Consider the following 23,333-nt stretch of genomic DNA (forward strand, 5'->3'; position numbering starts at 1 on the left):
ACAGCTATCCGAACACGAATCGTAACGAGGCGTAGAGCTGAATAGCAAAGATGTAAATCACGATCAGGGAGGCTCCCTGACGTAGTCCATAGGAGAGGATGTTGAGTACATCTTCTCCTTTTTGATGGCGTCCTGACATCACGCCATAGACCACCGAGAACAGGGTGATGCCGAAACACACGATGGGCACGATACTGCGGCTGAATGCCGACGGAAATAGTCCGCCCTTGACCGATAGCAGGATGGCGTGCGGCAGCAGTGTGAGCATACAGATAACGATGGTGTAGAGCGCCAGGAACACTGCCGATACGCGCAGTGCCAAGCGATTGCGGAACGAGGCCTCGCCCTTGGTCATGAAGTGTTCTACCACCCCACTCTGCTGCAGACTGCCGCCGGCAATGAGTGCCAGCAACAGCCAAGCCAGCAAGGGACTTGCCATGATTGTGGAGAAATTGCCGATGAACCAGCGGATGCCCTCCGACGAGAGCATGGAGCGCACGCCTTCCAATCGGGCTGCCGATAGCAACCACGACACGATGATCAGCACGCACTCGGCTACCATCAGCACCACGCACACACGACTACTCTTCATCAGCCTCTAAATTATCGATGTCGAGAATACGGAGCTCGAGGGCACGAACCACCAGACGGGTGGCATTGATACCGCCAGAACCCTCTGGGAAGAGTTTCTGGATGAGTTCGTTCTGACGTTTCTCCAGGCTCTTTACACCGAATGGCATGCCGCGCAGATTAGTGATCTGCTCCTTGGTGTAGCCCAGTGCCAGATGGCGCAGGAAACGCTCGTCGTACTCGTCAATCTCATAGTTAACCAAGGCCTCCTGCTTTACCAGTTCGCCACTCACGGCGCGCTTGAATCGCTCTACGATCTTCTCGAGAATCGGCTCGTTGAACACCAGCTGTTTGCCGTCCATCACGGCCGATACATCGCGGCGTGTCAGCAGTTCGCCCGTCTTCAGGATGATGCCATCGGCGCCAGCGTCGAGCACATCAACCCAGAGTTTCTCGTTCAGAATCTCACCCGTGAAGATCAGTACTTTTACATCGGGATGCATCTCCTTGGTGTGACGGCATATCTCGACACCCACGGTGGTTGAACCGCCTAGTCCCAAGTCGAGCAGTACCAGGTCGGGCTTCTCCTGTTTCAACAGGCGCCAGTAGGCCTGCTCGTTCTCTGCAGTACCGATGACCTCGGCCTCAGGGATGTCGGTTTTCACGATGCCTAATGTGCCTTTCAGTTCCAGGGGCACATCCTCTACTATGATTACTTTGAAATTTTCCATACGCTTGGTAATGTTATGATCATATATGTTGTATTGTCATGAATAGTTGCATAGATACCACAACCGCGACGGTTGGTGGCCTCGCCTAAGTCGCGCACTATCTGTCGGCAGAGCAGATATGGCAGGTGGTCCTTCGAGGGCGTGAAAAGCGATGCAGCCTCGGCCTCCGAGAGCTGTAGTGCCGGCATAGGTACCCGCACCTCGATATAGCCCTCGCGCCTGGTATATTCGGGCGCCAGTTTCTTTCCGGCAATCTTTCGCAGGATGTCGAACAGATAGCGTACCAAGGTTTCGTCGCCGAGGATATCATTGTGCAAGGGCTTCAGGTGCAGATGCACACGGTCGGCCTGTCGCTGCGCCTGCTGACTCAGCACGCCATAGAGCTCGCGATAGTAGTTGGCTACCTCGCTCAGCGACTCCATATCACCCGTGTCGAGCAACTGCTGGATGCGCGAGGGGTAATACATCGTCTCGTGTTTCAGTGCTGAGAGACAGTTGTCGAGTACTGCATTCGACACGTGCAGATTACTATCGTCGAGCTCCGCCTTGCGCAGTTCGTCGTCCAACAGCTCCAGATCGGTCTTACGCTGCTGCTCACGTACGAAACGCTCATACAGTCGATGGCGGTAGTACAGCAGATAGTATGCCGGCACAATGGCTATCAGCAATAGTACCAGCAGGATGATGGCGATGGTCTTGTTGGTCTGCGACTGCTGCATGGTGCTGCAGTATTCGCCCAAAGTATCGTCGGCCGACATCTCCTTGAACAACTGCGTATAGATTCGGTTATTGTAGCTGTAAAGCTGCCATTCGTGCAATGCCAATGCTGCTACTGCGCTCTCGTTACGGATGTCGAGAATGATGTGGTAGTTGGTGTTGAGATTATCGTGGAACCACTTGATTTCAGGTGGCAGCAGCGACTGATTGCCCATTGGTCGCATCAGATAGCGGCCGTGAGGCACCTGCTGAAGATAGTGTCGATTCAGGTAGTAGCGGCATGTGTCGGCAAACTTCAACGTACGTTCGTAGTTGCCGTTGATATTGCTGAAGTAGGCCGAGTCGGAATAGATACTTGCCATACCAAGAGCATCGATTTCCTGCTCCTGTGGCAAGTTCACTGGCGTGTCAGGCTGTGCTTGCAACGTGCCTGCTGACATCTGTAGCAGTCCTAATAATATCAGTATGCGGGCGATACCCTTCGGCAGCCGGAACCACAGGCGCGAGCCTTTACCCAGCGCGCTGGTGGCTCCAATTTGGCAGACGGAGAATATTTGACTGATCTTTCGGTATTTCTCGATGATGCCCTTGCAGTTCAACAAACCGAAACCATGACCTTCTACAATCTTATGGTCAAACAGATGTGCCAGCTGTTCCTCGTCCATACCCTTACCCGTATCCTCGACTGATATTTCCACATAGCTGTCGGTCTGGATGGCCTTCACGCTTACCTTGCCATCCTTTTCGGTAAACTTTCGTGCATTGTCGGCCAGCGTGTTCAGCATGAACAGGGTCAGCACGCGGTCGGCCTTAACCACAGCCTCGGTGGGCTCTACCTGTAGTTCAACGCCCTTCATCTGGAACGAGGTGTGTCCCTTATGCAGCACATCGAACAGCTGCTGCAAGGGGAAGCTCTCGATGTGTAGCGACAACTCGCCTTGACGCAACTGTATCCAGTACGTCAGTACATCGTTATAGTCGTTGATTTGGGCGATGAGTTCGCGTACATATGTCAGGCGCTCCTCGCGGTCAGCACAATCCGACTGCATACGTGCTATCTCGTGGAGCATACGGTCGATGAATGGTGTGATGTTACAGATGAGCGACACCTTGGCACGCTGCTCCAGATTGCGACGTTCATTGTTCTCTACCTGTAGCAGTTTGGCTGCCAGTTCCTCGCTCTTCTGTTCCATCATGCTGTCCTCGTCCTCAGGCTTGGGCTGTTTCTTGTTCAGGTAGTTGAACAGCCAGAGCGAGAAGAGCAGCAACACAATGGCTGCCACAACAGCTATCAGCATCAGATTGAGCTGCGACAACTGGTGCTCGTACTGCGAGGCACGCGCCTCGAGCTGGCGGTCCTGGCGGGTAGTTTCCTGCAAGTCGAGATAGAGATTACGGTTCTCGTCGCTCTGTTGTTTATCGTCGATAGCGGCATAAGCCACACTGAGCTGTTCACGGATTGAGGCCACCAGGTCGGGGGCCTGGTTGATGATGCTGTCGGATAGCGCCTGCTCCAGGTTATAGAGGGCCGACTGATAGTCGCCTATCTGTCGATAGCACGATGCCAAGGTACGGTAGGCACCCGCAATCTGATACACATCGCCATAGCGCTCAAAGATGGTCAGCGCATTCTCGGCAAGGAATCCAGCCAGCATCTCCTCGTCGATGCCCACAGGGTTGATGAACTTCATGGCTGGCAGATTGTCGATCATTAGCTGGCGACGGCTCTCTGGATCCATCAGGTGCTCCGACAATGCCTCGAGCGCATTGGCGGCAAAATATGGGTAGTTGCCCTTGCGAGCCGTCAGGAAACAGCGCATCAGCTTGTCGAACTCCTCCTGATTGATTTCTTGTTGCGAGCCTTGCGTGATGATACCGCCCGCACCGATGTTATAGAGATAGTTTAAGTACTGCGCCGTATCGCGCTGAACCTCTTCTGGATTGATGGCTTCCAGCGCATCAATCGACTGTTGTTCCAGTCCTACATAATAATAGTAGGTAGAGTTGACAATGGCATACTCAGTTTCGGCATAGAGCAACTGTCGCATATCGCGTTCGTTCAGCTGGTCGCGCTCCTCGTCGATACGCATCAGTGTACGATTCGCCTTCTCACGGTATTCGTGGAACTCACGATTGCGGGAGCGACGCTGGCACAAGCGCATCTGCTGTACGTAAGCGATGAGTTGTTGCAACTGGTTGTCGGTCGTCTCGATAGCCTCGTTCAGTTGCTTTTCGGCTTCGTCGTATCGCATACGTACGATATTGACGAATGCCATATTGTTAAGAGCCTCTGCGCGACCGGCCGGATAGTTGGCGGCCAACTCGTACGAGCGTCGTGCGAGAGCTTCGGTAGAATCAATCTGTCGGTAGTGATAGGCATAAGAACGGTCGTTCAGCTTGTCCACCGCTTGCCTATCAGGGCGCGAACAGGCTGATATGAGTAAGGTTGAGATGACTAATAGCCACAGTTTCATGTTAGTTAGAAAGCAAAAGTCCCTCCCGCCAACTCCATCAGTAGCGAGAGGGATACCTATATAATGTTATGCGCGAGCTTTGGCTACGTAGCCGAGTGCTTCCTTGCACTTATCGGTAACATACTGCCAGTCGCCAGCCTTTACCTTGTCGCTTGGGAAGAGCTTCGAGCCCATACCAACGCAGAAAACACCAGCCTTGAACCACTTGGTGAGGTTCTCCTCCTCAGGAGCCACACCACCGGTCACCATGATCTTCGACCAAGGCATTGGTGCCTTCAGACCTTTCACCATGTTAGGACCAACCACATCGCCAGGGAATACCTTGGTCAGGTCGCAACCCAGCTCCTGAGCCTTACCGATCTCAGAAACGGTCATACAACCAGGGCAGTAAGGTACGAGACGACGGTTGCACACAGGTGCAATGTCAGGATTCAGCAACGGACCTACTACGAAGCAGGCACCCAGCTGGATGTACATGGCTGCTGTAGGTGCATCGACGATAGAACCGATACCCAGTGCCAGCTCAGGGCACTCCTTGTCGGCCCACTTTACCAGCTCGCCGAAAATCTCCTGAGCAAAGTCGCCACGATTTGTAAACTCGAAAGCACGAACGCCACCTTCGTAGCAAGCCTTCACAACATTCTTGCAGGTCTCAAGGTCCTTATGATAGAAAACGGGTACCATACCGGTATCTCCGATCTTCTTCAGGACTGCTATTTTATCAAATTTAGCCATACTATTTATTCTTTATATTCACGTTTGAAAATGTACTTACCACACTCGGCAGATACCAGTTCCCAACCTTCGAAACCTAACTGATTGAGTTTTTTCTCAACACCGATCACGCAGTTGATTACCTTATATTCAAACTGTTTCATAGTCTTATTTATCTCTGAACTCGACCGTTTGCGTTACCGCCTGCGAGTGATTCTACTTCGTCAACGCTTACCAAGTTGAAGTCACCATTGATGGTGTGCTTCAGAGCCGAAGCTGCAACAGCGAACTCGAGAGCCTCGCCCTGTGTCTTCTTGGTGAGCAGACCGTGAATCAAACCACCAGAGAAAGAGTCGCCACCACCTACGCGGTCGATAATTGGATTGATCTCGTAGCGCTTTGACTGATAGAACTCCTTACCGTCGTAGATGAGTGCCTTCCAGCCGTTGAAGGTAGCGCTGTAGCTCTCACGGAGTGTAGAAACCACATACTTGAAGCCGAATTCCTTCATCATCTGCTTGAAGATACCCTCGTAGCCGGCAGCATCGGTCTGACCGCCCTCTACGTCAGCATCAGGCTTGAAACCGAGGCAGAGCTCTGCATCCTCCTCGTTACCGATACATACATCAACATACTTCATCAGCGGGCGCATGATTGAAATAGCCTTCTCGCTGGTCCAGAGCTTCTTGCGGAAGTTCAGATCTACTGATACGGTTACACCATGACGCTTAGCAGCCTCACAAGCCAGCTTGGTCAGTTCGGCAGCCTTATCGCTGATAGCAGGTGTGATACCGCTCCAGTGGAACCAGGCAGCACCCTCCATGATAGCATCGAAATCGAAATCAGAAGGATCGGCCTCTGCAATTGAAGAATGAGCGCGATCATAAATAACTTTTGATGGGCGCATTGAGGCACCGGTCTCAGCATAATACAAACCAACGCGATCGCCACCACGAGCTACGAACTGGGTGTTAACACCATAACGGCGCAGTGCGTTGACTGCAATCTGTCCGATTTCGTGCTTAGGCAACTTAGATACAAAGTAAGCCTCGTGACCATAGTTAGCCACTGAGATAGCTACGTTAGCCTCACCACCACCAGGGATGATGCGGAAAGATTCACTCTGAATGAAACGGTCGTTGCCCTGAGGCGAAAGGCGGAGCATAATCTCGCCCAAAGTTACAATTTTTGCCATTGCTTTGTTTGATTTTTTTGAATTATTTTCAATCTTTTTTTTCGTTTGTGCGGCAAAGATATGAAGAATTTTCGAGCCACGCAAATATTTCGGTGCTTTTGTTTCAAAAAACTTACGGAAACGATTTCGAACTAAATATTTGGCTCAGATATTTGGAGAATCGGAAAAATTGTGTACCTTTGCACAAAATATCTGAAACTTATGGCAAAGGAAAATATTACGATTAAGGATATCGCTGCCAGAGCAGGTGTATCTACAGGAACGGTCGACCGTGTGCTTCACAATCGCCCCAACGTATCGAAAACAGCGTTGGAGAAGGTGAACAAGGCCCTTGAGGAAATGGACTACCGCCCCAATATGTATGCTTCGGCGCTTGCCTATAATAAGGAATACACCTTTTATTGCGTACTACCAAAACACGAACAGGAAGCTTATTGGGACGAAATCGAGGAAGGCGCAGCTGCATGCACCGAGTTCCGTCGCGATTTCGGCATCAAACTCAAGTTTATTTATTACGAGCGTTTCAATCCGCCTGCATTCACCAAAATGGTACGCGAGTTGTTCACCGCTAAGATTGATGGTGTCATCATTGTGCCGGCAACCTTGGAGCAGACGGCCCGATTCACCGAGAAACTTACCGAGCGCAATATCCCTTATGTGCTGCTCGACTCATATATGCCCGACTTGAAGCCCCTGTCGTTCTTCGGACAGGACTCTTTCGCCAGTGGCTATTTCGCCGCCAAGATGCTGATGCTCATTGCTAACAAGGAGAAAGAGATTGCGCTGATGAAACAGACGCGCGATGGTATTGTGGGCTCTAAACAGCAGGCCAACCGTGAGACGGGATTCCGTCACTACATGGTCGACCACTTCCCGAAGATCAAGATTACCGAAGTGGACCTGCCACTCGACGAGGACCACATGGAATATGACGGCATCCTCGAGAAATTCTTCTCTACGCACCCGCACGTACATCATTGTATAACCTTCAACTCGAAGGCGCATATTGTGGGTGAGTTCCTGCAGAAGAGTAACCGTCGGAATGTACAGATCATGGGCTACGATATGGTGGCCAAGAACGAGGAGTGCGTACGCAAGGGCAGCATCTCGTTCCTGATTGCGCAGCATGCCTACCAGCAGGGCTATGCCAGCGTCGATGCGCTGTTCAATGCCATCGTCATGAAGCGTGCTGTCAATCCAGTAAACTATATGCCCATTGAGATTCTGACTAAAGAGAATGTTGATTTCTATCGCAGAACGGCAATTTAAACTAAAACAAATAATAAAGTATAACGTAAAAAATGGAACAAGCTACATTTTTAAAGATTAATCCCGCCGACTCGGTAGTTGTATGTCTGCAGCCCAAGAAAAAGGGCGATATCATCGACATCGACGGCAAACAGATTGTTGTAAATCAGGACACTCCTGCTGGTCACAAAGTGCTTATTAACGATGTTGCCCAGGGCACTGACATCATTAAGTATGGCTACCCTATCGGTCACGCAATGACCGACCTGAAGGCTGGTGACTGGGTAAACGAGAATAACCTGAAGACCAATCTGTCAGGTACGCTCGAGTATACATATAATCCTGTAAGCGAGCCACTTAAGTATAATTCTGAAAACCGGACCTTTAAGGGTTATGTACGTAAGAATGGCGATGTGGGTATCCGCAACGAGATCTGGGTTGTGCCCACTGTGGGCTGTGTCAATGGTATAGCAGAGCGCCTGGTCAAGGAGTTGCGTGCTGAGACAGGTGAACAAGGCGTTGATGCTATTTATGCCTGGCATCATAATTATGGCTGCTCTCAGCTCTCTGAGGACCATGAGAATACCCGCAAAGTGCTGCGCGACATCTGTCTGCACCCCAATGCCGGAGCCGTACTGGTGCTGAGTTTGGGTTGCGAGAACAACCAGCCTGAGGACTTTATGAAGATGCTGGGCGATTACGATCATGAGCGCATCAAGTTGCTCGTCACGCAGCGTGTTGACGATGAGATGGAAACCGGAATGGAGATGCTGCGCGAGCTTTACGACCTTGCCCGTCAGGATGTACGCACCGAGGTGCCTGTCAGCAAGTTGCGCGTCGGTCTGAAGTGCGGTGGCTCTGATGGCTTTTCTGGCATTACGGCCAATCCGCTTGTAGGTGAATTCAGCGACTGGCTCGTGGCCCAGGGCGGAACCTCTGTACTCACTGAGGTGCCCGAGATGTTTGGTGCCGAGACCATCCTCATGAACCGTTGTACCACCGAGGATCTGTTCAATCAGACCGTCTCGATGATCAATAACTTTAAGAATTACTTCCTGTCGCACGGCGAGCCCGTAGGCGAGAACCCCAGTCCTGGTAATAAGGCCGGCGGTATCTCAACCCTTGAGGATAAGGCGCTTGGCTGCACCCAGAAGTGTGGTAAGGCTCCTGTGAGCGGTGTGATGGAATATGGCGATCGCCTGCAGAATCCAGGATTAAACCTGCTGTCGGCTCCTGGCAACGACCTTGTGGCCGCTACTGCCCTCGCCTCTTGCGGTTGCCATCTGGTGCTGTTCACCACTGGTCGTGGCACACCTTTCGGTACCTTTGTGCCCACCATGAAGGTTGCCACCAACCCCGATTTGGCCCGTCGCAAGCAGAACTGGATCGATTTCTCGGCCGGTCAGCTTATCGAAGGTCGCACCATGCCCGAGCTTGTACCTGAGTTTATCGACAAAGTATTGGCTGTGGCAAGCGGCGAGAAAGCTATGAACGAGGCCAACGATTATCGTGAAATATCCATTTTCAAGAATGGTGTAACATTGTAATAAAACGTGAAGAAAGGATTTATCGCATTATCACCTATCGTGGTGTTTATCTTATTTTATCTGGTCACCAGCATCATCGCTGGTGACTTTTACAAGATTCCCATTACTGTAGCCTTTATGGTGTCGAGTATCTATGCCATCTGTGTGTTTGGCGACCGACCGCTTATGCACCGTATCAACAGCTACAGCCGTGGTGCCGCCACCGAACAGATGATGCTGATGATCTGGATATTCGTTCTTGCAGGCGCATTTGCCCATTCGGCCAAAGCCATGGGTAGCATCGATGCGACTGTTAATCTGGCGCTCAGTCTGTTACCGCCTTCTATGATTTTTGCAGGCCTGTTCTTAGCCGCCTGTTTTATCTCGCTCAGTATTGGAACCAGTGTAGGTACTATTGCTGCGCTTACACCGATAGCCGTGGGACTTGCGCAGGAAACTGATGTTAGTTTAGCTATGATGACTGCCATCATAGTGGGCGGTTCGTTCTTTGGTGACAACCTGTCGTTTATTTCCGACACCACCATTATGGCCACGCAGACGCAGGGCTGCCGCCTTAGCGATAAGTTCCGTGTAAATGCCTTTATTGTGGTGCCTGCTGCTGTGGTCATCCTGATTGTATATGTATTCTTAGGTCAGCACACAGCTGCGCCCCAGCAAATAGAAGTGGTACAGTGGGTGAAGGTCATCCCCTACCTCACTGTGCTCGCTACCGCCATCTACGGCATGAACGTGATGGCTGTGCTCACGTTGGGTATTGTGCTATGTGGTGCCATCGGTCTGTTAACGGGCTCATTCAATCTCTACGGTTGGTTTGGAGCGATGGGTGATGGTATCCTGTCGATGGGCGAGCTGATTATCGTCACCATGATGGCTGGCGGTATGCTTGAACTCATCCGTCAGCAGGGCGGTATCGACTTTATCATCCAGCAGCTCACGCGTCGTGTTAACAGTAAGCGTGGTGCCGAACTTAGTATCGCTACACTGGTATCGCTGGTCGATATATGTACTGCCAACAATACGGTGGCTATTCTCACTGTGGGTGATATCGCCAAGCGCATTGGCGACCGTTATGGTGTTGATAATAAGAAATGTGCATCGATTCTCGATACGTTCTCGTGTACTGTTCAGGGACTCATTCCATATGGTGCCCAATTGCTGATAGCTGCTGGTCTGGCTTCAGTCAATCCCGTTGCCATTGTGCCCTATCTCTACTATCCGTTCGCACTCGGTATTGCCGCCATTTTGTCTATTCTGTTTCGTTATCCTAAACGTTACTCATGAATATCATTCAGCGCAACCTGTTCCGATTATTGCGATGTGGCGTATTCCAGACCACTGAAACGCTGGAACCCATGTCGGTGTGCAAGTGGGACAAACTTCATCAGTTGGCAGTTCTGCTTGATGTGCAGCCTTATGCTTATCAGGGTTTGCTCAAGTGTAAGAATCAGTTTACGCTCCACATGACCGATGGTCAGTGGGGGCAGTGGGAGCTGACCCACGCCCGTTTGGAGGATCTGGACGACGACGAACTGCTGCGCCCTGATAAACTAACCAATCCGATACTCAACCGCCAGTTGCAGAACATTCTCGACGACGAGACGTCCGATCTGCAGACTCGTCGGGTACTCATACAAATCATCAGTATTGCACGTCGTATTCTGAACGAGGGTTTGCCATTACGGCGATTGGTAGAATTAGGCGTGTCGCTGCGTGAACAAGGACTAAAAGCAGATTATACAGAATTGGCAGAGTGGCTCCGTAAGTTGCGCTTCCAGCAGATGGCTCAGCTCGAGGCCGCCCTGCTCATAGATTTGCTCGGCTTTGAACCTAAGGACATCCCCTTTGTTGATACCGACATCAATCGAAAGACCGCACAAGTGGCCCAGGAGTTGGCTGAATATACGGCCATCCATCAGGATTTCTATTTCTCACAAGGGTCTGATAGTATCTTCGTACACACCAACAACGGTTCGGCGCTGTTTAGCCATATCAGGCGATCAGCCCGCTACATGCGCTTCATTCCAAGTGAAGCCTTTACTAATTTCTTTGCATCATTTGCCCATTCGCTGACGCACATCGAAGAATGAGACATGCTTCTCCAACCGCCTAACGTGGTTGAATTTGATGTCTCTCAGTCCGTGATGGCCTAAGAATCGGCTTTTGTCCACACTGCCACGTATGCCTACTATGCGGCCATGACTAGTGTATTGCCACATAGTGATGTCGCGCCCATCGATCAGAACCGGTTCCTCATCGGTGTACATGGCAATCATGAGTTTATAGTCGTTAATTTGCCCGACCAGATGGCGGTTGTAGAAGTTGCGGAAGGTATAAATCAACGGCTGTTGATGGTAGGCCTGCTCTACGAGGTCGAGGAAAGCATGTAGCGAGTCGCTGAATTCCTCGTTGCTCATACCACCGGTTGTTTCCACGTCAATCATTGGTATCAGGTCCTGCTCGCCTGGTCGGCACTGAGTCATAAAATTCTCTAATTGCGTCATAACAGGTGTTTTGGGCCGGAAGAAATGGTATGATCCCACCTTCAGCCCATAGCGATGTGCCAGGTCGATGTTACGCTCGTACTGGGCGTCGATGCGGTCGCCGCCTTCAGTGGCTTTCAGATAAACGTAAGCCATCTTGGTATTCTCACCCACCGTTTCCCAGAACACCTCGCCCTGATAGTGCGACAGGTCTATGCCGTGTACATGGCTGCACGTATCCTCGCATTGCAGAAAAGGATCGTAGTCTGGGTCAAGCAGTCGTGGGTCAGGGCGGTAGGTAGCTACCGAACGTTTCCTTGTTTTCTTACTTTTCTTATGCTTTTTCACCACACGTGTAGTGCGGTGTTTCGAGTGGTTGCGATTGTATTTTGAGCGTTGTGCCCATCCGCTGTTTGCGCCGACCATCAGTAGTATCAAAGTCTGCAGTATATATAGTCTCTTCATCAGCTTCACTGTATTTTGAGCCGCAAAGATACAAAAAAACGACAAAATATGGGCGTGTTTGCCTAATTCTTTGTAACTTTGCCCCAAAATTTTGATATATGAACAGATTTCTCTTAATTATATTCTCACTTGTACTCGTATGCAGTTGTAGTCATAACGACGATCCCGATGTTCCTCCTGTTCAGCAACATACGGTGCTGATCTATATGTCGGGTGAGAACAGTCTCGGTGATGATAGTGATGGGTTCCCATCCTATATGGAGTGCGACCTTGAGGAGCTTGTAGAAGGCTCTAAGAAACTTGCCGATAACCAGCATCTCATCGCTTTTATCGATAGTCCCAATCCGAACGAGTACCCAAGCATTGTCGAGATCGCAGGCGGTACAAAACGTACTATCTATAGCTATAATGAGGATTTCTATGCCTCCAATCCTGCTAAGTTCCGTGAGGTTATTGACTATGTTAGAGCTAAATACCCATCAGACGACTATGGTTTGGTGCTTTGGGGCCACGCTACAGGGTGGCTAATCTCAACCGATTCAGTTGCTTCGACGCGTAGTTATGGTATCGATAGCGGCAATAACACGGCCTCAGACTATGGCAAATGGATGAATGTTACGCAGATGGCCCGTGCGCTTGAAGGACTTCCCAAGTTGCGCTTTATCTTGGCCGACTGCTGCAATTTCCAGTGTATAGAGAGTGCCTATGAGTTGCGTAATACTGCTGACTACCTTATCGGCTCACCTGCCGAAATCCCAGGTTCAGGTGCGCCTTATGATGAACTGGTAACCTGTATGTTCTCGCAGTCGTCAACCTTTTATAAGGATATGGCTGAATGTTATTATAACTACTATCAGAAAGCCTATCAGGAAGATCCGGATTATACAAAGAAATACAATTATCTTATTGGTTATAGTGTGCCGCTGTCGGTTGTCGATCTGAGCAAGATGCAACAGCTGGCAGATGCTACCAAGACAGTGCTTTCCACCTTTATGCCAGATAAGCCAGATGAAATTAATCTGGATGGTATTACTTACTATTATTATTCTGGCAAAAAAGTGATGTATGATATGCAAGCCGTCATCAAACGCCATGCAGCGGCCAGCGATTATGCAGCATGGCTCTCTGTTTATAATAAGGCTGTGCCTTATGTCCGCTATTCACAGCACTGGATGACCATTAGCTCGAATATCTATAGAGACTTCGATTCTTTCGAATATGCCGATGATATGTACGGATGTGTTAGCATGTTCATTCCTCGGAACGACTATGCCAGCAGTAATTACCGCTACAACGAGCATATCCGCAATCTGCAGTGGTACTACGCCGTCAACTGGTCTGCCTACGGTTGGTAGTTTTTTATTCTCGGTAGGCTTTTTCGCCGATGGTTTCCTGCGAGCCGATGGTCATCTGACGAAGGTCGTAGTAAGAACCATTATAGATATTGAAATCGACATTGCCCTTAATGCCCGGCAAACGACCAACATCGGTGTGCTGCCAGAACTTCCAGGGACCTTGATACTCGAGCGAGTCGACATAGTAGTGAGCTATCCAATAAGGATAGTCGTCGAATACGGAATCTGAAAGATAGCGCGTCTTGAACTTAAAATAGGTATAAATAATCGGTTTTACCTGATAGTGTTTCTCGACGATGTTCAGCCATTTGAGTACGGATTTCTTAAACTCCTGGTCGGTCTGATTCTTGGGTTTATGCTCTACATCCAAAACAGGAGGCAGATCGCCGTTCTCAAGGTCGACAGTCTTGATGAAATGATATGCCTGCTGCTCGGCAGGTGTATGTACACTGTAGAAGTGGTAGGCGCCACGGGTGAAACCGTTCTCACGTGCCTGATAGAAGTTATCGCGGAAATTGCGATCTGTTTGTGTGGCTCCTTCAGTTGCCTTGATCATTACAAAGCGGATAGGACAATGGTTTATAGTTCCGTTATCTTTGAGCTCATCCCAGTTGATACGTCCCTGATGGTGCGAGATGTCGATACCGTGGATCTCGTAGCCTTCGGGATAGCTGACATCGCCATAGAGAGCACGCCAACGGAAACCGAACGGGCCTACAAAGAAATAATAGAAGAAATAGACGTAGACCGCCACTACGGCTGCACCACCAAGCCAATAAGCCCAACCGGGCATATGGCGCAACAAACGAACCACGACTCCGGGACGTTTTCTACGCCCGGGGCCGTGGTATGTATGAGTGGTGCCGATTCCTTTTCGGCGAACTACACGTCGTTTGACCATCTAATTACTTAGCCTGCTCAAGAGCGAGGGTACGGGTTGGCTGATCGCAAACCTCTGTGGGTCCCCAGTACTGGATTGGGCCAGGATAAACGTATGCGGTCTCACGTGCCCAGCGATCACGCTGTGAAGCAAATGCCTTGAATGGAGCACCGTCGAGCTCAACGAGAGCCTTGCGGATAACTGGCTTCATCTCACCAGCACGCTTCTCCATGTTCATCATCATAGTGATGGGCACACCACCTGCAATCCACTGCTCTGCAGGAGCGGTTGTGTTTTTAACGATAGCCATGTAACCGGTCTTGCCGTTAGCAATGAGCTGAGCAGCTGAAGTACCGAGAGCATAGCAGTAGTCGGCATCGAAGTTAGAAGGAGCTGCGCAACGTCCCTCGTAACCGAAGAAGTGGTGCTGAGCTGAGAACTTACCAGTGTACTTGCCCTCCTTCTTCATCTTCTCGAGCTTCTGGGCTACCATGGTAGAGAGTAGCTTCTCGGTCTCGATGAGTGATACCTGTACGTTTCCGTGTGGGTCGCGGTCGAGAGCCAGCTGACGAGCAACACCTGTAGGCAGGCTGTTGAATACAGCGAGGTTCTCGTCGGTGAGGTGAGCCTTCACGAAGTCGATTGACTCGTGGCGGTCGAGCTCCTTGGCCTCTGGCATAGCCAGAACGTCGTTGAGCTGAGCAATGAGCTTCTTGATAGCTGGAATGAACTCGATAACACCCTCAGGGATGATAACTGTACCGAAGTTGTTACCATCGGCAGCACGCTGGCATACAGCGTTAGCGATGTATGTAACAATATCGTCGAGGCTCATACCCTTCTGCTCAATCTCCTCTGATACGAGGCAGATGTTGGGCTGAGTCTGCAGAGCGCACTCCAGGGCAATGTGAGATGCTGAGCGACCCATTACCTTGATGAAGTGCCAGTACTTACGTGCTGAGTTACAGTCGCGCTCGATGTTACCAATCAGTTCAGAGTATGTCTTACAAGCGGTATCGAAACCGAATGAAGTCTCGATCTGGTCGTTCTTCAGGTCACCGTCGATAGTCTTTGGACAACCGATTACCTGCACACCATAGTTCTTGGCAGCATAGTACTCTGCAAGTACACAGGCGTTGGTATTAGAGTCATCACCACCGATAATTACAATAGCCTTAATGTTGAGCTCGCGGATGATCTCCAAACCCTTCTCGAACTGATCTACCTTCTCAAGCTTGGTACGACCAGAACCGATCATATCGAAACCACCGGTGTTACGATACTCATCGATGATATCGGCTGTGAGCTCCATATAATTGTGGTCAACCAGACCACCAGGACCCAGGATGAAGCCGAACAGACGGTTCTCAGGGTTGAGCTTCTTTATCTGGTCAAACAGACCGGTGATTACATTGTGACCGCCAGGAGCCTGACCGCCTGAAAGGATGATACCAACGTTCATCTTGGTGTTGTTAGCCTCGGTAGCAGGCTCAAACTCTACGATAGGCATACCGTAGGTGTTAGGGAAGAGCTTCTTGATTTCCTCCTGGTCGCCAACACTCTGTGTAGCGGCTCCTTCCTTCACTTTTACTGCACCCTGAAGCGCCTTAGGCAGCTTAGGCTGATAAGCGGCTCTCGCCAACTGTAATGCACTTTTTTCCATAATGTCTAACTATAAATTTTATGAGTAATTGTTTTCTGAGCCGCAAAATTAGGCATTTTTTGTAAGAAATACGAAAGAAAAACGGCTATTTTTACCATTTTAATATTTTTTTGGGGTGAAACGCTTGGTATCTCAGATTTTTTTTCTAACTTTGCTTACTGAATATAACAAAACACCCTTAAAGGAAGGGATATTAATGATTATGATGAATAAGAGATCACTCAAGAAAAGTATTAATGCTATTTGTGATGAGATTTTCGCTGAGGCAGTAGCTGTCTCATTGTATGGGAACAACAGGAATCGCGAGAATGATGAGGCTATGATCCGTTCTATCATAGCGTTGCGCGCAGACTATGTAAGTCGCATCTCTCACCCTGAGCCCGGCATGAAGAAACAAGATTTTTATAAGAACCTGCGCGATAGCTTTGTAGAAAGAGCTACAGAGATCATGGATCAGATTAATGCTTAGTTTTTGCCCATGATTAGAGGTTTTTGTAACTGGCTTCTTTATAAACGTATGGGGTGGAAAAAGGAAATATCCGAAGTCCACCCCGAAAAATTCATTATATGTCTCGCCCCTCATACCAGCAATTGGGACTTTCTTCTTGGACAGCTTTATAGTCGCGCTGAAGGTATGAAGATTAACTTCCTGATGAAAAAGGAATGGTTCTTCTGGCCTTTAGGGCCAATCTTCCGCGGGATGGGCGGTATTCCGGTGTTCAGGCAGAAAAAGATGAGCATGACCGATGCTATGGCAGAGACGGCCAAGAAGGTGAATCAGTTTAAACTCTGTATCACACCCGAAGGTACACGTTCGCGCGTAGAGGAATGGAAAAAGGGTTTCTATTTCATTGCCCTCAAAGCTAATATACCTATTTTATTATATGGTGTAGACTATGAACGCCGATTGATACAGTGTACCAAGACTATCATACCGAGCGGTAATCTGGAGGACGATATGAGGGAAATTAAACTGTATTTTAAGGATTTCAAAGGCAAGAAACCTGAGAACTTTACGATTGGAGATATTGATTAATGAGTCATTCTAAGTTTATAATTCTGGCCCTGACTGCCCTGCTGACTGCAACACCGGTCGACGCTGCTCGAAAGGTGAAGGTGAAAACACCGCCAGACCCTTATAAAACACTCAAAGAAAAAATTGACAGATACTTCGTCAGCTTCAAACCCGACGAGCAGCGCATCAGAGCCACCTTCCACCTGAAGACACTGGTGGTTAATGATACAACGCGCACCATTGAGGTGTGCGCAAATAATAATTTGGGTGAACAGCTCTTTACCAGTTCGATGGCAGAGGCTATTTATCAGGGTGTGCACAAGCTTCTGCCAGACTCATGCCAGGATTATCAACTGACTATCAAAACTAACGGATGGGACCTGCGACAACTGGTGCCCAATCGGTTACGCGATATCAAAGACAAGAACCGTACATGGGGGCATACCGACTATCATGGTCGCCCCTGGGTGCGAAACGTCTCACTACCCTACCAGATTACCGAAGGCCTGCAGGATCGACATCTCTCTATTTGGGCCAGTCACGGTCGCTATTTCAATGTAAAAGACAGCGTATGGAAATGGCAGCGACCGCCGCTATTCGGTACGCGTGAAGACCTCTTCACACCAACTATCGTGACACCATATCTCATCCCGATGCTTCAGAATGCAGGAGCTGTAGTGTTTACACCTCGTGAGCGTGATTGGCAGCGCAATGAGTACATCGTTGACAACGATACACCTGAGACCGGCTACAGTGAGACTAATGGTCTGCAGGTCTGGCATAATGCTGACTCGACAGGTTTTGCCTTCCATCCAGGGACTTACGTAGATTCCGAAAATCCCTTCAACGCAGGTACTGCTCGTATGGCGAGCACTGCTGATTCCAAACACAAAAGCCAGATTGTTTGGCAACCTGCTATCACCGAAGCTGGAAACTATGCGGTTTACGTAAGCTATCATACTGTAGAGAAGAGTATCGACGATGCCCATTATACGGTATGGCACCAAGGCGTACCCACCAGATTCTCTGTAAACCAACAGATGGGACAGAAGACATGGGTTTATTTAGGTACCTTCTACTTCGATCAAGGACAGAGCACTCGTAATTGTGTGACACTCTCGAATGTGAGTCGCCATCATCACGGCGTAGTTACGGCAGATGCTGTACGCTTTGGTGGCGGTATGGGAAACGTTGATCGTGGCAAGGGTATCAGTGGGCTGCCTCGTTGTCTGGAAGGTGCCCGTTATTATGCACAATGGGCAGGAATGCCATATGAGGTGTACAGCACCAAAGAAGGTCAGGACGATTATGGCGACGACATCAACGTGCGTAGCTATATGACCAATCATTTGGCAGGCGGTTCTGTATTTGTGCCCGACACTACGGGACTTAATGTTCCCATCGAACTCTCGCTTGCTATCCACTCCGATGCTGGTTACGCAAAAGATGGTAAAAGCCATATAGGTACACTGACGGTCTGCACCACGACACTTAACGATAGCATCCTGAAGTCTGGAATGACAAGACTTGCCTCGCGCGACCTTGCCGATGAACTGCTTTACAGCATACCTGCTGACATCAACAAGAAATACGGCAACTGGGTGACGCGTGAACTCTACGACCGTAACTACTCGGAAAGCAGATGCCCAATGGTACCTAGCGCCATCCTTGAAACCATGTCACATCAAAACTTTGCCGACATGCGTCTGGGACAGGATCCACACTTCCGTTTCGATTTAGCTCGCAGCATCTATAAGGCGCTTTTACGCTATGTCTGCACCATGCACCATAAGAAATATGTGGTTCAGCCACTCACTCCTAACCGCTTGAGTGCTACGCTCACTGGCAAGGGTACTGCCAAAATCAGTTGGCGTCCAGTGTACGATGAATACGAGGCAACTGCCAAGCCAACGGGGTATGTCGTTTATACAGCCGTTGGTAACAATGGCTTCGACAATGGAACATATGTGAAAGGCGGTAGTGAGACATCGCTTGTGGTACCCGTTGAACCAGAACAAGTATACTCGTTCCGTGTATCAGCCGTTAACGAAGGCGGCGAGAGTTTTCCAAGCGAGGTTGTTTCGGTATTCGATGTGCCTGAGGCACAGAAGACGATTCTCGTGGTCAATGGCTTTGATCGTTTAGCTTCACCGACAGTAGTTGACAACTCCTTCTCACAGGGTTTCGACCTTGAAGAGGATGCAGGTGTGACCTATGGTCGTACGGCTGGCTGGTTGGGATATCAGACGGGTTGGGAAAAATCGAAAATAGGTAGTGAGCGTCGCGACGGATTGGGCTACACCAACGATTCACTGATGGGGCAATTTATTGCAGGCAACGACTTTGACTATATCCGTACACATACGCTTGCTATTGCCACTGCCAGAAAATACCGCGTGGTGAGTTGCTCTTCGCAGGCTATCGATAACGATGACGTGATACCTGAGAAGTTTGAAATGCTTGACGTGATATTGGGCCTGCAGCGACAAGACGGCTACTCAACTGTGCCTTGTCGTATCATGTCGCCCATCCTGCGCGAACATATCTACATGATGACCAAAAAAGGAGGCTCCCTGCTGGTGAGCGGTGCATATCTGGGCACCGACATGCAGGATCCAATCGACAGAAAATATCTCGAGGACATTCTGAAATTGAAATATGGGGGGCGCGATTTGGATAGTCTTCAGCGCGACTCTATCAACGGACTCGGTATCGCCTTTACGTTTTACCGTCATCTCAATGAGCACCACTATGCGGCGCATCATCCTGAGATACTTGAGCCTGTCTATCCGGCATTCTCAGCCATGAAATACGCTGACGACTTCAGTGCCTGTGTGGCTTACGACGGAACAGACTATAAAGCTGTGACCATGGGATTCCCACTTGAGTGTATCAAGGACGAATCCAAACGCAACAGCATCATGAGAGGATTACTACAGTTTTTATTAAAATCACAATAACACCAAAAAACAACCAATTATGAAAATTCAATCTAATTCAACAGGAACCCGTAGCATCGAAGTAAGTGATGCTCATTTGACAACTATCGAGAAATATCAGCTCTTTAGGGACCTGATTGACTCAAACGGCTATGTTGACGAGCAGGTGCTCGATAAACTGAAGCTGAATATTCGCGCGCTGTTGGAAGGCGACGCTGGTAAGGACAAGTCGCTGCTCGACCTCTGCCTGGACGTGATTTATCACCCCAATATGAAGGCTTTTGGACTGCAGCAACTCGTATTGTTATACATTAACTGGAAGAATCAGGATAATTGTGGACTGGGCATGACCATGAGGGCACTGCAGGGAACACCGTTCAACTGATGATTTATTAATTTTGAAATTAGTTTGAGAGAGTACAGATTAACAGATTTTCTACCTACTACAAAGAAGGAGTTAGAGCTCCGAGGATGGGATTATGTAGACATAATCCTATTCTCGGGTGATGCATATATTGACCATCCGTCGTTTGGTGCAGCGGTTATTGGTCGTACGTTGGAGGCTGCAGGATTCCGTGTGGCCATTGTTCCACAACCTGATTGGCATGGCGACTACCGCGATTTCAAGAAATTGGGGCGCCCGCGCCTGTTCTTCGGCATTGCACCAGGATGTATGGACTCGATGGTGAATAAATATACCGCAGCGCGTCGTCTTCGTTCTGAAGATGCCTATAGTCCCGATGGTCGTCATGACATGCGCCCAGAATATCCCACCATAGTCTACACCAAGATACTGAAGGAACTATATCCTGATGTGCCGGTAATTCTGGGTGGCATTGAGGCCTCATTGCGCCGCGTGACTCATTACGATTATTGGAGCGATGAGCTCAAAAAGTGTCTGCTATGCTATTCGCCCGCTGATATGATTACCTATGGCATGGGTGAAAAGACCACTATCCAGTTGGCGAAACGATTGGCTAACGGTGAGAAAATCAGTGATATACGCGATTTGCCACAGACGGTATATCTAGCTAACAAGGAACAGATACCTGGTGGTATTACGGATCAAGATATCGTGCTGCATAGTCACGAGGAATGCCTGCGTAATAAGCGAGCTGAAGCAGAGAACTTCCGTCATATTGAAGAGCAGTCGAACATGATGCATGCACAACGACTTATTCAGGGGGTCGACGGTAGATATGTAGTGGTTAATCCACCATTTCCTCCGATGACCACCGAGGAACTCGATGCCTCTTTTGATCTGCCTTATACTCGCCAGCCACATCCTAAGTACAAGGGAAAGCGTATTCCAGCCTACGATATGATCAAGTTCTCTGTGAACATCCATCGAGGTTGTTTCGGTGGTTGCGCCTTCTGTACAATCTCTGCTCATCAGGGTAAGTTTATCACATGTCGTTCTAAGGAGAGTATCCTTCGCGAAGTGAAGCAAGTAATAGAGATGCCTGACTTCAAAGGCAATCTGTCGGATTTGGGTGGACCGTCGGCCAATATGTACGGTATGAGCGGCAAGAATAAGAACGCCTGCGAGAAGTGTCGTCGTCCAAGTTGTATCCATCCGCAAATCTGTCCGAACCTGAATACCGATCACTCGAAACTGCTTGACGTCTATCATGCAGTAGATGCCCTGCCGGGCATCAAGCGGAGTTATATCGGTAGTGGCGTGCGCTACGACCTGTTGTTACATCGCAGCAAGGATGAAGCCTGCAATCAGGCTGCTATACAGTACACACGTGAACTTATCACGCGGCATGTTAGTGGGCGTCTGAAAGTAGCACCTGAGCATACCAGCGACCGTGTATTGTACTTGATGCGCAAACCGTCGTTCTCGCAGTTCTACGAGTTCAAACGTATCTTCGATCGTATCAATCGTGAGGAAGGTCTGCGTCAACAAATTATCCCCTACTTCATATCCAGTCACCCTGGATGTCAGGAGGAAGATATGGCAGAGTTAGCCGTGATTACCAAGAATCTCGATTTCCATCTGGAACAAGTACAGGACTTTACTCCTACCCCGCTTACTAATGCAACCGAGACTTGGTACACAGGTTACGACCCCTATACGCTCGAGCCTGTGTTCAGTGCCAAAACGCCAAAAGAAAAGTTGGCCCAGCGCCAGTACTTTTTCTGGTACAAGCCCGAGGAGCGTCGCGGCATCGAACAATCCTTGCGTCGTATTGGTCGTCCTGATCTCATTGCAAAGTTGTATAACGGCATGCTACCACAGGGAGGCTATCGTCCAGTGTCAAATGGACAACGTCCATCAGGCGATTACCGAACAGGCAATGGACAGAAGCCTAAATCATATAATCCGAACTTCAAGAATGAAAATCATCGAACAAAGCAGCATAGCGAAAAACCCCGCGAAGAAAAGCGAGGACGGGATCGTCGTCACCGATAACTTTATCGCCGTTATCGACGGAAGTACATCGAAGACTCTGCGTCGCCATTGCCCTTTGATGAGCAACGGACGATATGCCATGCAACTCATTAGTCGTTATATCCGGAAGATGTCAGCTAATACGTCGTGCCAGCAGTTCTGTGCAGGAGCCACCCAGTCATTGAGACGACATTATATGTGGCGTTTCCCTGTAAAGCGAATGCAGGAGCATCCGGAAGAACGACTCTGTGCTTCGGCAGTCATCTTCAGCAGGTTACGTCGTGAAGTCTGGATGGTTGGCGACTGCCAATGTCTGATTGGAGGCGAATACTTTGATAATCCTAAACCCTACGAGCAGCCTTTAGCAGAGATGCGTGCTCGGAAAGTACGTGAGCTGTTAGCTGAAGGCGTACCTCAAAACGATTTGTTGCAGCAGCACGATCCGGCTCGAGAGGTAATGATTCCCACCATGCTTGAAGTGATGAAGAACCAGAATGTGACTTATGCCGTTATTGATGGTTTTCCAATCCCTCAAAATAAGGTTCGCGTGATTTCGCTCGACTTCCGTCCATGGGAGATTGTATTGGCCAGCGATGGCTATCCCAAACTCGCTGCCACGCTTGAAGAATCGGAGGTACTACTTGCTCAGCAACGTGAGAACGACCCGTTGAATATCGGCGACTTTAAGGCAACAAAAGCGTTCGTACAAGGCTATAACTCTTTCGACGATCGCTCATATATCCGATTTCAAGTATAAAAATCAAGTAAAAATTTGGTAAGTTCGAAAAAAATACCTACCTTTGCAGCCGATTTCTCCACAAGGAGGTTTCAAAAGGCTGGTTCCGTAGCTCAGCTGGATAGAGCAACTGCCTTCTAAGCAGTAGGTCTTGGGTTCGAGCCCCAACGGAATCACGATAAAGCACAAGAAAAGCAGGCCAAGTG

20 protein-coding genes and 1 tRNA gene are annotated in these 23,333 nt (G+C 49.3%); 12 read left to right on the forward strand and 9 right to left on the reverse strand.

The window, feature by feature from the left end; all coding sequences use genetic code 11:
* Window positions 1-4: 4 nt before the first annotated feature.
* The 6 genes from T491_RS0109735 to T491_RS0109760 all read right to left on the reverse strand — a co-directional run bounded on the left by T491_RS0109735 (window position 5) and on the right by T491_RS0109760 (window position 6,401).
* On the reverse strand, window positions 5-592 hold the full coding sequence (locus T491_RS0109735; RefSeq protein ID WP_028903725.1) for an AbgT family transporter: 588 nt from the start codon (window positions 590-592) through the stop codon (window positions 5-7).
* On the reverse strand, window positions 582-1,301 hold the full coding sequence (locus tag T491_RS0109740) for a DUF5932 domain-containing protein (RefSeq protein WP_028903726.1): 720 nt from the start codon (window positions 1,299-1,301) through the stop codon (window positions 582-584). The genes T491_RS0109735 and T491_RS0109740 overlap by 11 nt, the downstream gene beginning before the upstream one ends.
* Entirely contained in the window at window positions 1,283-4,492 is a 3,210-nt protein-coding gene (locus T491_RS0109745) for a DUF5112 domain-containing protein (protein WP_028903727.1), read from the reverse strand. Before T491_RS0109745 ends, T491_RS0109740 begins: the two co-directional genes overlap by 19 nt.
* Before the next feature lie 66 nt (window positions 4,493-4,558).
* A complete protein-coding gene (locus T491_RS0109750; RefSeq protein WP_028903728.1) occupies window positions 4,559-5,227 on the reverse strand; it encodes a bifunctional 4-hydroxy-2-oxoglutarate aldolase/2-dehydro-3-deoxy-phosphogluconate aldolase in 669 nt (222 codons plus the stop codon).
* 5 nt (window positions 5,228-5,232) lie between these two features.
* The gene (locus tag T491_RS17695; RefSeq protein ID WP_155267501.1) at window positions 5,233-5,370 is read right to left on the reverse strand and encodes a DUF4177 domain-containing protein; all 138 of its coding nucleotides are present in this window, start codon (window positions 5,368-5,370) and stop codon (window positions 5,233-5,235) included.
* An 8-nt stretch (window positions 5,371-5,378) separates the two neighbouring features.
* On the reverse strand, window positions 5,379-6,401 hold the full coding sequence (locus T491_RS0109760; protein ID WP_028903729.1) for a sugar kinase: 1,023 nt from the start codon (window positions 6,399-6,401) through the stop codon (window positions 5,379-5,381).
* A 201-nt stretch (window positions 6,402-6,602) separates the two neighbouring features.
* Between T491_RS0109760 and T491_RS0109765 the strand changes: the two genes are divergently transcribed.
* From T491_RS0109765 to T491_RS0109780, 4 genes are read left to right on the forward strand one after another with little or no spacing between them, the layout of a single operon-like run.
* Window positions 6,603-7,670, forward strand: a complete 1,068-nt coding sequence (locus T491_RS0109765) for a LacI family DNA-binding transcriptional regulator (protein ID WP_028903730.1) — start codon at window positions 6,603-6,605, stop codon at window positions 7,668-7,670.
* Window positions 7,671-7,702: 32 nt separating this feature from the next.
* Entirely contained in the window at window positions 7,703-9,196 is a 1,494-nt protein-coding gene (locus T491_RS0109770; RefSeq protein ID WP_028903731.1) for a UxaA family hydrolase, read from the forward strand.
* A gap of 6 nt (window positions 9,197-9,202) precedes the next feature.
* Entirely contained in the window at window positions 9,203-10,477 is a 1,275-nt protein-coding gene (locus T491_RS0109775) for a Na+/H+ antiporter NhaC family protein (RefSeq protein WP_028903732.1), read from the forward strand.
* The gene (locus tag T491_RS0109780) at window positions 10,474-11,283 is read left to right on the forward strand and encodes a hypothetical protein (RefSeq protein WP_028903733.1); all 810 of its coding nucleotides are present in this window, start codon (window positions 10,474-10,476) and stop codon (window positions 11,281-11,283) included. The genes T491_RS0109775 and T491_RS0109780 overlap by 4 nt, the downstream gene beginning before the upstream one ends.
* Here T491_RS0109780 and T491_RS16220 read toward each other — a convergent pair.
* On the reverse strand, window positions 11,248-12,141 hold the full coding sequence (locus T491_RS16220) for a glycoside hydrolase family 25 protein (protein WP_231480228.1): 894 nt from the start codon (window positions 12,139-12,141) through the stop codon (window positions 11,248-11,250). The two genes, T491_RS0109780 and T491_RS16220, sit on opposite strands and share 36 nt — an antisense overlap.
* Before the next feature lie 98 nt (window positions 12,142-12,239).
* On the opposite strand from T491_RS16220, the gene T491_RS0109790 reads away from it, so the two are divergent.
* Window positions 12,240-13,496 (forward strand): clostripain-related cysteine peptidase, encoded by a 1,257-nt coding sequence (locus T491_RS0109790; RefSeq protein ID WP_028903735.1) that lies wholly within the window; start codon window positions 12,240-12,242, stop codon window positions 13,494-13,496.
* Between the two features lie 4 nt (window positions 13,497-13,500).
* Here T491_RS0109790 and T491_RS0109795 read toward each other — a convergent pair whose 3' ends face one another.
* Window positions 13,501-14,397, reverse strand: a complete 897-nt coding sequence (locus tag T491_RS0109795) for a glycoside hydrolase family 25 protein (RefSeq protein WP_028903736.1) — start codon at window positions 14,395-14,397, stop codon at window positions 13,501-13,503.
* Between the two features lie 4 nt (window positions 14,398-14,401).
* Window positions 14,402-16,039: a diphosphate--fructose-6-phosphate 1-phosphotransferase gene (locus T491_RS0109800; protein ID WP_028903737.1), complete on the reverse strand. Its 1,638-nt coding sequence runs from the start codon at window positions 16,037-16,039 to the stop codon at window positions 14,402-14,404.
* A 202-nt stretch (window positions 16,040-16,241) separates the two neighbouring features.
* Here T491_RS0109800 and T491_RS0109805 point away from each other — a divergent pair, with 202 nt between their 5' ends.
* From T491_RS0109805 to T491_RS0109835, 7 genes are all read left to right on the forward strand, one after another.
* Window positions 16,242-16,508 carry a hypothetical protein gene (locus T491_RS0109805; protein ID WP_028903738.1) on the forward strand — a complete coding sequence of 89 codons (267 nt, stop codon included), beginning with the start codon at window positions 16,242-16,244 and terminating at the stop codon, window positions 16,506-16,508.
* 9 nt (window positions 16,509-16,517) lie between these two features.
* Window positions 16,518-17,075 carry a 1-acyl-sn-glycerol-3-phosphate acyltransferase gene (locus tag T491_RS0109810; RefSeq protein ID WP_028903739.1) on the forward strand — a complete coding sequence of 186 codons (558 nt, stop codon included), beginning with the start codon at window positions 16,518-16,520 and terminating at the stop codon, window positions 17,073-17,075.
* On the forward strand, window positions 17,075-20,014 hold the full coding sequence (locus T491_RS0109815; RefSeq protein WP_028903740.1) for a xanthan lyase: 2,940 nt from the start codon (window positions 17,075-17,077) through the stop codon (window positions 20,012-20,014). The genes T491_RS0109810 and T491_RS0109815 overlap by 1 nt, the downstream gene beginning before the upstream one ends.
* 19 nt (window positions 20,015-20,033) lie before the next feature.
* Window positions 20,034-20,378: a hypothetical protein gene (locus T491_RS16225; RefSeq protein ID WP_033147928.1), complete on the forward strand. Its 345-nt coding sequence runs from the start codon at window positions 20,034-20,036 to the stop codon at window positions 20,376-20,378.
* A 24-nt stretch (window positions 20,379-20,402) separates the two neighbouring features.
* Window positions 20,403-22,412 carry a YgiQ family radical SAM protein gene (locus T491_RS16230; protein WP_033147929.1) on the forward strand — a complete coding sequence of 670 codons (2,010 nt, stop codon included), beginning with the start codon at window positions 20,403-20,405 and terminating at the stop codon, window positions 22,410-22,412.
* Window positions 22,336-23,148: a hypothetical protein gene (locus T491_RS0109830; protein ID WP_028903741.1), complete on the forward strand. Its 813-nt coding sequence runs from the start codon at window positions 22,336-22,338 to the stop codon at window positions 23,146-23,148. The genes T491_RS16230 and T491_RS0109830 overlap by 77 nt, the downstream gene beginning before the upstream one ends.
* A gap of 81 nt (window positions 23,149-23,229) precedes the next feature.
* Window positions 23,230-23,303: transfer RNA gene (locus tag T491_RS0109835), tRNA-Arg, on the forward strand.
* Window positions 23,304-23,333 lie beyond the last annotated feature (30 nt).

Source organism: Prevotella sp. P6B4 (assembly GCF_000619985.1).
Lineage (GTDB): Bacteria > Bacteroidota > Bacteroidia > Bacteroidales > Bacteroidaceae > Prevotella.